We start from the raw sequence: 13,771 nt of genomic DNA, 5'->3' as shown, positions 1-13,771 counted from the left end.
GGCCCGCCCTCCGGCCCGGGACGCCCGGGCCACGTGGCACGGCCGCAACGCACACCCATACCCGTCCGCAGGGACGGACAGGAGCTGACGCACACATGGTGTCCATCCCCTACCTCGACAAGGCCGACCTCGGGCCGCTGTCCGACGCCGCCGCCTCGTGGGGCGCGCTGCCCGCCAAGTACGAGGCCCTCCAGCGCGAGTTCGAGCAGCGCGTGATCAACCACCTCAAAGGCCACTGGGAGGGCGACGCCGCGACCGCGGCCTTCGCCACCATGGGCAAGGCCCGCACGGAGTACGAGAACGCCGCCACCGAGGCCGGCCGCGTCGCCAAGCTGCTCAAGGACGCCCACACCGAGTTCGCCGCGTACCAGAAGCAGCTCCACACCCTCCTCGACGAAGCCCGGGCCGACAGCTTCCACGTCTCCGAGGACGGGGCGATCAAGGACGTCGACTCCCGCTGGGACAGCCCGACCGCCTCCGCCTCCCCGGGCTTCGCCGCCGAGCGCAAGGACAAGCTGGACTCGCTCTCCTCACGCCTGACGCGCGTGCTCGAACTGGCGACCGCCGCCGACGAGGCCGCGAGCGCCGCCCTGGAGCGCGACGCCAACGGCGACAGCCGGTCGTTCAACACCAGCGTCTACACCAGCCTCGACGCCGTCGAGGCCGACCAGGCGGCCGCGCTGATGACGAAGAAGGGGCGGCTGTCCGACGCCGAGCTCACCAAGCTCGACCTGCTGCTCTCGGCGAACAAGAACGACCCCGAGTTCTCCCGGGAGTTCGCGGTGAAGACCGGCGGCGAGAACATGCTCGCCAAGTACAACGAGATCGTCACCCCGCCCGCGGGGACGCACCTGTCCAAGAGCGAGCTCGCCCGGCTCAAGGACATCCAGAAGAACCTGGGCACCACCATCGGGACGGCCACCACCTCCGACGACCGCGCCGGCCACCCAGACCCGGCCATCACCAAGTTCCAGGACGACCTGCTCGAGGCCGGCCGCCGCGATTTCAACGCCAACCCCACCGAGACCCCCTACGGCCTCAGCGGCTACCAGCTGACCAGCAGCCTGATGAGCCACGGGAAGTGGGACAAGGACTTCCTCCAGGCCTACGGAAACGACCTCCTCACCGCCGAGACGAACGGCACCAACGGCGGCCAGAACCCGGACGCCTACTGGACCGGCAACATGACCCGTTCCCTGGGACCGGCGAACATCGGCGCGCTCGACCCCATGACGGGCTTCATGGACGCCCTGGGCCACAACCCGGCGGCCTCCACCGCGTTCCTCTCCTCCGAGTCGGAGGTCAACGGCGAAAAGGTCGACCACCTCGACTACCTGATGAAGGACCGCCACTGGCCGGAAGGCGCGGGCTTCACCGGCGACTCGAAGAACCCCAGCGGCTACGACAACCTGGGGCACGCCCTGGAGTCCGCGACCACGGGGCACCCGTACGACGCCAGCCCCTCGGCGGACACCCCGGCGCACAACGCGGCCCAGGCCCGCCTGATGGAGGAGGTCGTCCACTCCGTCTCCCAGGACTCCGAGCTCGCCCACGACGGGATGCAGGACAGCCTCGGCCGGATGGCGGGCGAGTACATGCCGGACATCCACCAGTCCCTGACGAACGACCGCTCGGGGAACCGGGACCAGTTCTACCCGATCGAGGGCACCGCGGCGCACCTGAACGAGCAGGACACCTCCCGCTTCCTCATGACCGTCGGAAAGGACCCGGACGGCTACGCGGCGGTCAACCTCGCCGAGAGCGCGTACACCTCCAACCTCATCGACTACCACCTGCAGCACCCCGAAGCGTTCGACGGGTCCACGGACACCGCGCTGCGGGAGATCGCCAGGTCCTCCGGCGAGGTCCAGGGGAGCATCGCGATCGGCCGGCGCGAGTCGGACATCGGCGACGCCGTGGAGGCCGACAAGGCCTACAACGACGCCATGGGGAGAGCCGGCAGCTACGCGTCCGGGATCGTGGGCACCGGCATCGGTGTCGGCACGTCCTTCATCGCCACACCTGCCGTCGGCGCGGGCGTCGGCGGCGTGGCGACCACCGTCACCGGGGACCTGATCAACCAGATCGTCAGCGGTTCCGAACGGGACACCATGGGCAACGCGGTGTATTCCAGCGGCACCGACTGGGAGGACGCGAAGTACTCCACCACCGCGGTCCTCCAGGACGCCTACCGGAACTCCGCGCAGGCCCAGGGACAGGGCCACGTCGCCGACTACCAGAACATCCTGGCCAACGAGGTCGAGGTGGGCTTCCACTCCGCCGACAGCAACCTGGACGGCTACGGGCAGGACAAGAGGGGAACCGGGCAGGGCTGACCACCGGGCCCCGGAGGGGCCCGGCCACCACGACGGACACCGCCGACACGGTCGGCCCAGGCATCGCGGACAGGGATTACGGCACATGAAGTGGAACGACCGGATTTCGCTCCGGAAGAACGGCAGGCGCAGGCTGCTCGTCTCAGCGGTGACGCTCGTCGCCCTGGGCGCGGGATGCTACGGATTCCAGCTGCAGTACCCGGCCGCGAAGGCAGGCCGGGCCTGCGGCGGGATGCTGCCGGTCGACCCGGTGCTGGATCTCGCCGGGAAGTCCCGGATGAGCCTGTTCGGCGGGGGCTTCGACGTCGGCAGCCGGCAGTTCGACGTGTCCGACGACGTGAAGGAGCCCGCGGGCCTCGCCGTGCGGTGCGACGTCGGTGGCGTCGAGATATCCGTCGAGACCACGGCGGGCGCCCTCAATGCCTTCGGCGTCTACACGTTCCAGGACGAGCAGGAGTCGCTCCCCGTGCCCTTGGACGCGGGCTGGCAGGGCTTCATGGTCACCAAGGACGCCGGAGCGACCGCGTCCGTGGTGCTCGGCTGCAAGAACTGGGCGCCCGACGAAGGCGGCGGGATACTCGTGACGGCCGCGTCCCCGTCCGGCACCGAGGTCACCGACGACGTGCGCCTCGCCCTGGCCCGCACCGTGACCGGGACTGCGCAGCGAGCGGCGGACAGCACCGGGTGCGCGGCGGAGCCGGGTGACGCGGCCAAGCTGACGGCCCCGGCGGCGTCCGCCACCACCGTGCCGGCCGCCGAGGCCGAGGGCACCTGCAAGGGGCTGACCTCCGCCACCGAGGTACGCGAGACACCCGCGGAGGCAGCGCCGGTGGAGGAGTGCGTGCTCTCGGGCCACCTGCAGCTGGCCGCCGCGTACGGCCCCTTCAACGACAACTCCCAAGCCGTCATGAACGGCGCCTACGGGGGGCACGACAAGCCCTCGGGAGCCGACGGCACGTCGGTGTGGACCTCGGCCACCTGCCCGGGGGCCCTGGGCATCGGCTACTTCCACGCGTCGCCGGTCGACGGGAGCGACCGGCGCTTCACCTCGAAGCCGCTCACCGCCTCCGAGCGGGCCGATCTGCAGCGCTTCGCCGAGCAGTCGGCCGCGCGCCACGGGTGCGGCAGCCCCGCGAAGCTCTCCTGACGGCCCCGCTTGCTCGCTCTGCGGACAGCGAGAAGGACGGCACGGCGCAGCCCCGCGCTTGCTGCGGGAAAGGTCGCTTTCAGGCCCCGGCTACTGGTTCGACCACTGCTGCCCCGGGCCCTGCGGTTGCTGCTGGTACGGATTGCCGCCCTGGCCCGGATACTGCTGCTGGTGCGGCGGCTGCCCGTACTGCGGCTGGCCGTTGCCGCCCCAGCCGGAGGGCGTTCCTGGCCCGCCCGGGCCGCCACCGTTGTTGCCCTTGTTGCGGCGCGCCAGCTTCACGATCAGGAAGACGACGAGCGCGAGCACCAGCAGACCCACCACGCCGATCAGGCTGAGCGCGATGACCTGCTTGCGGTCGGCGGCCGCCTGCTCGTCGTCGCTCATGCCGCCGCCGATGGCGTTGGGGGCGGAGGCGGACGGGTTGTCCGTGGTGCCCTGGCCGTCACCGCTCTGCCCGGCCTGCAGCGACTCCGGCACTTCGAGCGGGCCGAACTCGGGCCCCGCGGGGATGTCCTGGGTCAGGGCTGCGAGAGGCTGGATGAAGCCGTAGCCATAGTGCTTGTCCGGGAGGGACAGGCCCTTTGCGGACGGGGGGAGACCGGCGGTCTTGGTCAGGCGGTTGACGATCTGCCCCGCGGTCAGGTCCGGGAACTTCGCCCGGAGCAACGCCGCCGCGGCGGAGACGAAGGCCGTCGAGTCGGACGTGCCCGTACCCGATCGGTACGTGGTGTCGGACTTTCCACCGGCCGACACGATGAACGTGGCAGGCGCAGAGACGAGGATCTTCTCGCTGTAGTTCGAGTTCTCCCAGATCTCGGCGTTGTTCTTGACCCCGCCGACGGCCACGACCCCTGGATAGCCGGCCGGGTAGCCCGCCGGACCGCCGTCGTTGCCGGCGCCGACGACAATGAGGACGTCCTTCTGCAGTGCGTAGGCGATCGCCTTGGTCTCCGCCTCCTCGGCGATGGGACCGGCGAATTCCTGCGAGATGTTGATCACGGAGGCGCCATGGTCCACGGCGTAGCGGATCGAGGAGGCGAAGCCGTCGCCTTGGCGGCCGTCGTCCCTGATGTCCAGGATCTTGGCCTTCGGGGCGAGTCCCATCACGCCGTCGGCCCCACCGGCGCCGTGGCCGTGAGCAGCGATGATCGAGGCCATGCCGGTTCCGTGATCATCGTCGGGGTCCTGGTCCGACATCCCCCCGTTCACGAAGTCCTTGCCCTTGATCACGTTGCCCTTGAGGTCCACGTGGCCGGCGTTCACCCCGGCGTCGATGACCGCGACGGTGACTCCCTTGCCTTGCGAGACCTTCCAGATCGACTGCGCGTCGAAGGCCTCCAGCGGCCACTGGTCCTGCCTGGTCTGGTCCGCCGAGGCCGGCGACGCAGACGCGAAGATCAGTGCACTCACGAGAGCTGCGCCGGCTGCTGTGCGCAGCGTCCGTGCGAAGGGCATCTCCAGTCCTCTCTCAGGGCAGTGTGGGAGCGCGACACTCCGTCGTGCCGCACCCCCACACTTTCTACATGCTGACGGGCACCGACTGACTACTCGATGACCCGGGGAGCGTTGTTGCGCTCGGGCGTCCAGGTCTCCTCGTCCTCGACCAGGTAGTCGGGACGCTCGCCCTCGCGGCGCTCTTCCTCTTCCGTCCGATCGGTCTGGCCGCGGCCCATCATGCGGTTCGCGCCCCTGCCGGCGTTGCCGCCACTGCCGGCACCCGCCGCGCCGCGGCTCCTGTGCAGGCCCGAGCCGCCCGGCGTACCGCGGGTGCCCGAACCGGTGCCCTTGGCGGCACCGACGACGCCGCCGCCACGGCGGGCGAGGCTGCCGCCCCGCCCGGCGGACGCGCCGCCTCTGCCGCCTGCACCCGCGCCCGCACCACCGGCGCCGGGCATACCGCCGCGGCCCGCAGCGCCACCGCGTCCGGCACCACCTGCACCTGCGCCGCCCGCCGTACCGCCACGTCCACCGAGGCCGCCCAGGACTCCCGCACCGGCTCCGGCACCGGCCGAGCCACCGGCGCCCACGCCACCGACACCGCCGACTCCGCCGCCGACACCCGCGGTCCCGCCGCCGTACCCGCCGGACCCGGCGGTGCCTCCGGCGATGCCGTCGATCGCAGTACCCACCTGCGGCTTGGTGCTGGCCACCGGCTTCTGCACACCACCGGTGATGCCCGATTCACGGGGCGACTTCACCTCGCGCGACGGCGTGAGGGTGCCGGTGGTGCCCCCCGTCCTGCCGCGGCCGGTGTCGCTGGGACGGGGGCTGCCGACCTCGGAGGGGATCGGCATGGGTACGGGCGCGACGCCGCCCGGGTCTCCGGGGTAGTCGTCGCGGTCGTCGACGCCGCCGCCCGGCGGCGGCTTCCTCGTCCACGTCCCCATCGTCTTGGACTGCGCGTTGTAACCCGCGCCGAGTTGCTCCATCTTCACAGCCATCTCGAGCTGTGCTTCCTTGCCCGCCGACAGCGAGCCGCGGTTCTTGTCGAGCGCGGACTGCGTGCCCATCCCGTTGCCGAGGTCGGAGTGAAGCTGCGCGTCGCTGCGGTCGAACCCGTCGCCGAGGGCGTCGCCGAAGCTGGACAGGGTGCCCGGCTTCTCCATCGCGTCGACCTGCGGCTTGATCGTCTTCAGGATCGACGCCGCGTTGGTCATCGCCTGCGACGTGTACCGCGCGTACGTCGAGCAGTCGCTGATCATCTTGGTGATGACCTTCGCCTGGGCCTTGAAGCCCTCGGCCGCGGCGCCCTCCCAGTGCTGGGTGATGTGCTCGACGGCCGCGTCGAACACGGACTTGGCACTGCCGCTCCCCACCACGAGCTGGTCGTGGACCTGCATCCAGCCCTTGGCACAGGACTCGACCTCGACGTGGTCGGCGTTGGCGACCATGCCCTTCATCTGGTCCATGTTCTTGGTGCCGGCGAAGTCCGTGCTGTGCTCACCGACGTAGCACTGGGTGGGGGCGTTGTACTCGTAGTACGCCCCTTCGGTGTCAGTCATTGGTTAACCCCCTTGGCGACCGGCACGACGTTCCTCACTGCCCTCACTGCGCCCATCCTCAGCCCTTGCCAGAGCCGGACATACCGCTCTGCGCGTCGTATTCGGCGTCCGAATAGTGGCCGTGCACCTTCTTCGTCTTGCTGCCGAAATCGTTCATGACACGATGGATGTACGCGACGACCGACTCGATGTGCGTCTTCATGTCCTCGTGCGCACGCGCCAGTTTCTCGGCTTCGTCGAATCCGGCGCCGAGCGCGCCGGGCGGCAGGTAAGTGTCGTTCTTGGCACAGACGTTGGCCACGCCCAGTTGGCTGATGACGCCGTTGAGCTTGGTGATCGTGTCCTCAAGCTCACTCAGATCGACCTTGTACTGGTCACTCATCGTGTCGCTTCCCCGTTCCTACTCATGTGTTGATCCCTCGCTTGCGACGCCAGTCGCCCAGCACCACGCCACCGCCCACCAGCAGCGCGACACCGCCGATCGCGCCGCCGACCGTGTAGACGGCGTAGCGCTCGGTGCGTTCCTGGGGGCTCTCGCCGAGGATGACGGTCGCCGCCTCGATCTTCTCGTGGGCCCCGGCGTTGACGACGGGGTCCGGCGTCGGGGCGTCCTTCGGGGTGGTGGCGTCGTCGTTGACGGCGGCCACGGGGTCGATGACGCCCCATCCGACGAAGTCGTCGCGGCCCGGCTTGCCGCGGTCCGCGGTCTGCTCGATCTGGGTGATGACCTGGCGGTAGGTCCAGTCGGGGTGCTTGGCCCGGATGAGGGCCGCGACGCCGGAGACGTACGGCGCGGAGAAGCTGGTGCCCTGGTCGATGCAGTGGCCGCCGAAGGGGACGGTGGAGACCATGTCGACGCCGGGGGCGGCGATGCCCACGAAGGAGCCGGGCTGCGAGAAGTTGGCGCGGGCGTTGTCGCGGTCGGAGGCGCCGACCGCCAGGACGCCGTCGTAGGAGGCGGGGTAGGTCAGCTTCTCCTGCCCCCCCGCGCCGTCGTTGCCGGCGGAGGCGACGATCAGCGCGTCGCGTTCCTGGGCGTACCTGACGGCCTGCTCCAGTGCGGAGTCGGGCGGCATCGCCGTGGCGGTGTCCTGCGAGATGTTGATGACCTTGGCACCGGCGTTCGCGGCGTACTTGATCGCCTCGACCATGGTGCTCACCGTGCCGCCGCCCTGGTTGTCGTTCTGGCGGATGGCGAGGATCGACGCTCGCGGGGCGATGCCGACGAAGCCGGTGTCCTTGGAGGGCCGGGCGGCGATGATGCCGGCGACCTTGGTGCCGTGACCGACCGGGTCCTTGGTGCCGTCGTTCTTGCGGTCCCGGTCGATCAGGTCCTTGCCCACGCCGAACTTGACGGCGGTGGCGAGCTGCCTGTTGTTCTTGTCGACGCCGGTGTCGATGACGGCGACGACCACCCCGAGGCCCTGGGTGTCCTTCCACAGCTGCTCGAGGACGATGCGCTGGAGCGACCAGGGCGTGCCCTTGATCACGTCGGACGGGAACGAGCACTGGGTGTCGTCGATCTGGAAGCGCCCGTCGTCGCCGTCGTCGGCGAGGACCGTGCGTACGTCGCCGGCGGACGACGCCGAGGCGACGCCGGCGGCCGGCAGGCCGAAGGCGGCGAGCGCCGCTGCTGCGGCGATGGCGGCGATGCGCCTCACGGCGTGCGATCCCACTGGTGTTCCGTCCTCCCGTTATGTGCGGTTCGTGGTCAAACCGCCGACGAGGGCGAGCACGTACGTCGCCGTACACGCCCGCCCTCATCACCTGTCACGCGGCCAGGCGCGCAATCAGCCCCAGATCTGCCGGTTCTTGTTCTCGGTGGCCTGGTAGCTCTGCGCGGCCGTGTCGAGGGCACGGGCGATGGCCTCCAGCGTCTGGTGCATGGACGCGGCGCGCTGGTCCCACTCGGTCTGCTTGGTGCGGTAGGCCTCCTGCGCGGAGCCCTCCCACGTGGTCGCGATCTTCTTCACGCCGGCCTCGAGGTCGTCCAGCTGGCGCTTGATGTTGTTGGCCGTCGTACGCACGTCGGTCGCGGCCTGGGAGATGGTCTGGAAATTGACCAGGATCTGCCCGGACATGTGATGTCTCCTCAGATGTTGGATTCGGATGGCTGGTCCGGCCGGCGCGGCGTCAGGTCACCGCGCGGGGACGGTCATCCGAACGGGTTGCTTCCCTGCGCCGAGATGCTCTGGATGGACGCGCGCTGCTCCTCCTCGGAGGCGGAGTAGTTCTTGGTGCTCGCGTCCACAGCTTCCTTGATGTCGCCCAGGATCTGATTGATCTTGTTGGCGTCCTCGTTCACCTGCGACTGCAGGTTGTTGTACGCCGTGGCGGCGGAGCCCTTCCACCCCGAGGTGATCGTGTCGATCACGGTCTGGAGGCGGCGGATCTCGCCCTGGATCGAGGAGTTGACCGTGGAGATGCGGTTGCTGAACGCAACCATCTCCTCCTCGGTCATGGTGAACTGCTGTCCAGCCATGTCTGGCGTCCCCCATGAGACGTAGAAGATCGGATTCGTCGCACATCGGAAGATGTGGTCGGTCTTCAACTCTAGCCAATAGCAGTGACAAGGCGAACAGGTACCCGGTTCCGTATCGGGATCCTGACCTTCATCACCAAACCCTCACGTTGCCACGGGTGTTGATGGCTTGGCCAATGGATTGTCAAATGCTCAATCAATACCCGTGAAGGTCCGCGGAAATACCAGTTCAGGAGCCCTGCGCCTGCTTCGCCGCGTTCACGTCGAGCGTCGGCCCGCTCGCGAGGAGGTCCGACCAGATCCGCGGCACCGGCACCGGGGAGTTCTTCGCGTAGCCGAGCTTGGTCTGCACGACGCCGACCGCGTCGTCCTGCTTGGCGGCGCCGCCGCTGTCGCTGTCGCCCGTCGTCGGCACCGAGTAACGCAGTCCGGTGTCGGTGACCAGGAAGATGGACCCGATGCGCTTGTCGGTACCGTCGTACGCCTTGTAGAAGAGGCCGCTACCGGGCGAGACGTAGGTGTTCGTACCGCTCTGCGCCACGTCCCGGGGGAACTTCTTCCCGGCCCACATCGTCATCGCCGGCTTCTTGGTCACCTTGTCGTCGACACCGCTGTACACGCTGCACGCGACGCTGCGACCGTCCTTCTCGTCCTGGGTGTTGGCCTGCGTGACCGCCTTCTCCGGCCAGCCGAGGTCGTCCATGAAGGTCTCGCTCGCCTGGGCCGAGGTGACTTCGCCCACGTTGACGGAGACCGCCTCCGGCGATCCGTCGTACAGCGACCTCGCCTGGGGGCTGTTCAGCAGCAGCTTCGCCATGAAGGCGGTGACGCGGACGACCCGGTCCCGCTGCACCACGTACTGGTCGTCGTTGGCCTTCAGCACCAGGCCGACCTTCGCGTGCCCGGCGCTCAGGCCCGGCGCGGTGGACGTCTCGCCCATGCCGTCGACCTGCGGGAAGGAGATGGCGGCGCCCGGCACGTTGTTGAGGGTCGACAGGAAGTCGGCGTCGACCTTCTGCGGCTGCGCGGAGGCGCCGAAGATGACCTGGCGCAGGGTGTTGACCAGTTCGGGCTGCTGCTTCCCGGCGGGGCCGCCGAGCAGGTAGGGGAAGCCCCGGTCCGTCACCAGGTACTGGTCGCCGCCGGGCACCTCGATGTACATGGCCTCGTCGTCACGGAGCTGGTTCGCGCCCCCGACCAGGGCCGCCTCCTTGGGCTTCTGCTGGTTGATGACGAGGACCGCCCGCTGGGCCGAGCGGTCCGTGCCGCCGCCCGGGGTCTCGCACAGCGCCCAGGTCTTGGGCTTGCCGGCGTCGTCCTGGCTGGGCAGCCGGTCCGGGGCGTAGGGGATGCCGATGGTGCTGCCGAGCGTCATGCCGCTGTTGTCGAGCACCGACTCCTTGACCTTGATGACCTCGAACTTCTCGGGGTCGAGCAGCAGTCGGGCGGAGGCGAGGTTGAGCACGGGGTGCAGCTGCGCCTCGCCGTTGGTCTTCAGCACGACGTAACGGGTGGTGGACTCGTCGCCGACGATGACCTTCTGGGCGGGGGTGTCCCAGCCCTTGGGCGCGGCGGGCTTCAATATGCCCCAGAATCCGAAGCCGACGACGACCAGCAGACCCACGACGAGGCTCGGGGCGACGGTCTTCAGCGGGCGCGGGGCGGCCTCCTCCGAACCGTGCGGGGAGGGCTGGAGAAACGCGGCCACCGTGCGCCTGCGCGCGAACGAGTAGGCGTTCAGCTCATCCCTACGTGTCGCCATCCCTGCGTCAACTCCCCGTATGTCGCTGCTTTGTTGTGGCGTTCCCCGGTCCCGTCTGTCCGCCGCGGTGGCGGCTGTGGTGACGGCTGTGATGAGGGGGACCCCTACTATGCCGTGTGACGATCGCACCGTACGGTACGGGGTAGCGCGATCGGCCCGCCAGCGGCACCCGGAGCGTCCCACGCCGGCAGGGCGACGGACGCGAGCGAGCGCTGGACGGCGCCGGGCGCCGCCCACGCGGCACAGGTACCAGCAGAAGCAGAAGGGTTGTACGGGGGATGACCACCGCGACCAGGTCCCGGCGCAGTCCGGGCGACGAGCCACCGGAGCAGTACGCCGGACCACCCGGGAGCGGGCACGGCGGCTCCCCCACGGCGCGGGCCGGGGCGGCGGCCCCGGTGATGACCCGCAGGCCCGGGAGCATAGGCCCCGTGCGGGTGCAGCAACTCGTGCTGATCGAGCTGGCACTCGCACTGCTGCTGGGCGGCTGGCTGATCCACGAGGTGGTCGGGCCCGTCGTGGCCGCGGTCATCGCCGTTCCGCTGCTGCTCTTCGGCCTGCTGCGGCGGCGCGGCCGCCCGATGCCGGAGTGGATGGCCAGCGCCCGCGCCCTGAAGGCCCGTCAGCGGCGCAACGCCGCCGGCGTCCCGCAGGGCACCGACCCCGGTTTCGTACCGGCCGTGGAGTGCGACCCGGCGCTGCGCACCTACGGGTACACCGACGAGCGCGAGCAGCGCGAGATCGGCATGATCGGCGACGGCACCTTCCTGACGGCCGTCGTCCAGGTGCAGGCGGTCGACGAACCGCTGCGCCCGGCCCGCGGAGTCCGCTCGCTCCCCCTGGAGCTGCTGAACGGCCTGCTGACGGTGGACGACATCCGGCTCGCGTCGGTCCAGGTCGTCCAGCACACCCAGCCCGCCCCCGCCCCGCACCTGCCCCCGCAGGCGCTGGCCGCGCGCTCCTACGCACCGCTGCAGGCGCAGAGCCGGACGCCGGGGCTGCGGCTCACCTGGATCGCGATCAAGCTCGACCCCGAACTGTGCCCGGAGGCGGTGCAGGCGCGCGGCGGCGGCATGGCCGGGGCGCGGCGCGCCCTGCTGCGGGCCGCCGACCACCTGGTGAGCCGGCTGGTGGGCACCGGGCTCGAGGCCCGCGTGCTGACCGAGCCCGAGATCATCGCCGCCGTGGCGACGTCGAGTTGCGTGAACCCCCTCGCCACGACGGGCGGCGCCGCCCTCGACGGCAGCCGCCAGGCACGCCGTACCTCCGAGAGCGCGCGGGCGTGGCGGTGCGACGACCGCTGGCACACGACCTACTGGGTCAGCCGCTGGCCGCAGCTGGGCACCGGCGCCGCCGCGCTGCCCGACCTGGTCGGCCTGCTGACCTCCTCGCCCGCGCTGGCCAGCACCTTCTCGCTGGTCCTCGCACCGGGCGGCAGCCGGGCGGCGCTGCTGTCCGGGTACGTGCGGCTGACCGGCCGCAGCGAGAACGAACTGGTCGAGGCCCGGCACCAGTTGGAGCGCCGCGCGACCGCGTCCCGGCTGGGCCTGGTGCGGCTGGACCGCGAGCAGGTGCCCGGCATCCTGGCCACGCTGCCCTTGGGAGGTACCCGCTGATGTCGGCTCCGACCGTTCCCGCCTTCGGCGGACAGCGCCCCGGCGCGGGCTCCGGTTTCCCCGGCGGCGGGCCCCGCCCCTCGCACCTGCCGCAGGGCGCCGACCCGCGCGGCTCCTCCTTCGCCGGCGCCGGACGGCGCACGCTGCGTGCCGCGTTCGGGCTGCTCGGACCGCGCCGCGACCGGCACACCCTGACGCCCGGGCAGTTGTCCGGGCTGTCCCTGCCGATCGGTGACGACGGTGTCGTCATCGGGATCGACGCCGCCAACCAGCCCGCCGTGCTGGCGCTGAGCCGCCCGGCCCGGCTCGACGTCGTGCTGGTCGGCAGCATGTGGCTGGCGCAGGTGCTGTCGCTGCGCGCCGCCGCGACCGGTGCCCGGGTCGCGGTGGAGACCGCCCGACCCCAGTCGTGGGCGCCGATGGCGCAGGCGGCGGGCGGCGGCCAGCAGTGCGTGACGGTGCACGAGGTCGGGCGGATCGCCCCGCAGGGTCCTTCGGTGCACAGCCCCGTCGTCATCGTCCGTGACTGCGGCGCCCGTCCGCCGCGCAGCCGGGTGGCGGCGCAGTCCTGGCAGTCGGTCATGACCCTGCTGCCGTACCTGGGGCCGACGGCCCCGCGGTTGCTGGCCGGCGCCGACGTGGTGGGGCTGCAGCGGGTCTCGCCCCAGGAGGCCGAGGTCATCGGCCAGGTGATGGGCCTGTCGGAGGCCGACGTGGCCGCGCTGCCGACGCTCGGCGACAACGTGACGATGTGGTGCACGCGCAAGCGCCGGCAGTTCGTGATGACGCAGCCCACGGACGCGGAGTCCGGCCTTCTGGGACCGGCCCGGCGGGTGGACTGACCCGGGGCCACCCGCCGGGGCGTTCCGGACGCTCTCGTGCCGCGGCGGTTACCCGGCCGCGGCACGGGGCATGGGCACAGGGGTCCCGGTATCCGCAGCAGCCGTGTCCACGCGTGGACGGCGCGGCTCCGTGCGCGGCGAACGGTGCATCACGTCGGCGTTCCGGTCGTGATGCCGACGGCGCTTGCCCTACCCACGGGCCGGATGATTAGGCTCTTCCGGTGAGCCGCGGCAGCTGTGCCGCGGGAACTCCGAGACGGGGGAATCGCGTCCGCTCCGACGGACCGGGCGCGTACTTGAGTTGACCAGGAGGCACAAGTGAGCAGCGATCAGGACGACATCCGCACCGGCGGGGCCGTCCCGGACGGGGATCAGTCCGACGCGGACCTCACGGGCGAGTTCCAGATCGACTACGCGCCGCCGTCCTGGTACACGCAGCAGGCGGGAGGAGGCGCGCCCACGCCCTCACCCGCTCCCCCGGCTCCGGCCCCGGCTCCGGCTCCCGCGGTGAGCCCGCCGGTGGCGGCCGCGCCCGAGGCGACGTCGCCGCAGGAGCCGCAGGTGCCGCAGAACCCCCGTCC

12 protein-coding genes are annotated in these 13,771 nt (G+C 70.8%); 5 read left to right on the top strand and 7 right to left on the bottom strand.

All coding sequences use genetic code 11. The features are described 5' to 3' along the window. Positions 1–95 precede the first annotated feature (95 nt). Together PV341_RS17240 and PV341_RS17235 are read left to right on the top strand one after the other, a co-directional pair. Positions 96–2,336, top strand: coding sequence for a WXG100 family type VII secretion target (locus tag PV341_RS17240; RefSeq protein WP_500358285.1), 2,241 nt, complete (start codon positions 96–98; stop codon positions 2,334–2,336). A gap of 85 nt (positions 2,337–2,421) precedes the next feature. Continuing rightward, the gene (locus PV341_RS17235; RefSeq protein ID WP_500358284.1) at positions 2,422–3,483 is read left to right on the top strand and encodes a hypothetical protein; all 1,062 of its coding nucleotides are present in this window, start codon (positions 2,422–2,424) and stop codon (positions 3,481–3,483) included. A gap of 90 nt (positions 3,484–3,573) precedes the next feature. Here the strand turns inward: PV341_RS17235 and PV341_RS17230 are convergent, their stop codons facing one another. The 7 genes from PV341_RS17230 to eccB all read right to left on the bottom strand — a co-directional run bounded on the left by PV341_RS17230 (position 3,574) and on the right by eccB (position 10,732). Next, positions 3,574–4,896 carry a S8 family serine peptidase gene (locus PV341_RS17230; protein WP_500358282.1) on the bottom strand — a complete coding sequence of 441 codons (1,323 nt, stop codon included), beginning with the start codon at positions 4,894–4,896 and terminating at the stop codon, positions 3,574–3,576. Between the two features lie 134 nt (positions 4,897–5,030). Further along, positions 5,031–6,488: a hypothetical protein gene (locus tag PV341_RS17225; protein ID WP_500358281.1), complete on the bottom strand. Its 1,458-nt coding sequence runs from the start codon at positions 6,486–6,488 to the stop codon at positions 5,031–5,033. A gap of 58 nt (positions 6,489–6,546) precedes the next feature. Next, positions 6,547–6,870, bottom strand: a complete 324-nt coding sequence (locus PV341_RS17220; protein WP_500325809.1) for a hypothetical protein — start codon at positions 6,868–6,870, stop codon at positions 6,547–6,549. A 22-nt stretch (positions 6,871–6,892) separates the two neighbouring features. After that, the gene (gene mycP / locus PV341_RS17215; protein WP_500358279.1) at positions 6,893–8,149 is read right to left on the bottom strand and encodes a type VII secretion-associated serine protease mycosin; all 1,257 of its coding nucleotides are present in this window, start codon (positions 8,147–8,149) and stop codon (positions 6,893–6,895) included. A gap of 129 nt (positions 8,150–8,278) precedes the next feature. After that, the gene (locus PV341_RS17210; RefSeq protein ID WP_499514323.1) at positions 8,279–8,569 is read right to left on the bottom strand and encodes a WXG100 family type VII secretion target; all 291 of its coding nucleotides are present in this window, start codon (positions 8,567–8,569) and stop codon (positions 8,279–8,281) included. A gap of 74 nt (positions 8,570–8,643) precedes the next feature. Further along, a complete protein-coding gene (locus PV341_RS17205) occupies positions 8,644–8,970 on the bottom strand; it encodes a WXG100 family type VII secretion target (RefSeq protein ID WP_500325805.1) in 327 nt (108 codons plus the stop codon). Between the two features lie 229 nt (positions 8,971–9,199). Beyond that, the gene (gene eccB / locus PV341_RS17200; RefSeq protein WP_500325804.1) at positions 9,200–10,732 is read right to left on the bottom strand and encodes a type VII secretion protein EccB; all 1,533 of its coding nucleotides are present in this window, start codon (positions 10,730–10,732) and stop codon (positions 9,200–9,202) included. 278 nt (positions 10,733–11,010) lie between these two features. Between eccB and eccE the strand changes: the two genes are divergently transcribed. The 3 genes from eccE to PV341_RS17185 form a co-directional block, all read left to right on the top strand. Continuing rightward, positions 11,011–12,348, top strand: a complete 1,338-nt coding sequence (gene eccE, locus PV341_RS17195; RefSeq protein WP_500325802.1) for a type VII secretion protein EccE — start codon at positions 11,011–11,013, stop codon at positions 12,346–12,348. Then, on the top strand, positions 12,348–13,190 hold the full coding sequence (locus tag PV341_RS17190) for a hypothetical protein (protein WP_500325800.1): 843 nt from the start codon (positions 12,348–12,350) through the stop codon (positions 13,188–13,190). The genes eccE and PV341_RS17190 overlap by 1 nt, the downstream gene beginning before the upstream one ends. A gap of 318 nt (positions 13,191–13,508) precedes the next feature. Beyond that, positions 13,509–13,771: SCO5717 family growth-regulating ATPase (locus PV341_RS17185; protein ID WP_500358277.1), on the top strand; the 263-nt coding region annotated here is incomplete at its 3' end.

The organism is Streptomyces sp. PA03-1a, assembly GCF_033792805.1.
In the GTDB taxonomy this organism is placed as follows: Bacteria; Actinomycetota; Actinomycetes; order Streptomycetales; family Streptomycetaceae; genus Actinacidiphila.
This window is presented reverse-complemented; position numbering and strand designations above follow the sequence as displayed.

Bases quoted from the DNA above. Each gene is read 5' to 3' on its own strand.
- PV341_RS17240 (WP_500358285.1), top strand. From the start codon at position 96: ATGGTGTCCATCCCCTACCTCGACAAGGCCGACCTCGGGCCGCTGTCC.
- PV341_RS17235 (WP_500358284.1), top strand. From the start codon at position 2,422: ATGAAGTGGAACGACCGGATTTCGCTCCGGAAGAACGGCAGGCGCAGG.
- PV341_RS17225 (WP_500358281.1), bottom strand. From the start codon at position 6,488: ATGACTGACACCGAAGGGGCGTACTACGAGTACAACGCCCCCACCCAG.
- PV341_RS17220 (WP_500325809.1), bottom strand. From the start codon at position 6,870: ATGAGTGACCAGTACAAGGTCGATCTGAGTGAGCTTGAGGACACGATC.
- PV341_RS17210 (WP_499514323.1), bottom strand. From the start codon at position 8,569: ATGTCCGGGCAGATCCTGGTCAATTTCCAGACCATCTCCCAGGCCGCG.
- PV341_RS17205 (WP_500325805.1), bottom strand. From the start codon at position 8,970: ATGGCTGGACAGCAGTTCACCATGACCGAGGAGGAGATGGTTGCGTTC.
- eccB (WP_500325804.1), bottom strand. From the start codon at position 10,732: ATGGCGACACGTAGGGATGAGCTGAACGCCTACTCGTTCGCGCGCAGG.
- eccE (WP_500325802.1), top strand. From the start codon at position 11,011: ATGACCACCGCGACCAGGTCCCGGCGCAGTCCGGGCGACGAGCCACCG.
- PV341_RS17190 (WP_500325800.1), top strand. From the start codon at position 12,348: ATGTCGGCTCCGACCGTTCCCGCCTTCGGCGGACAGCGCCCCGGCGCG.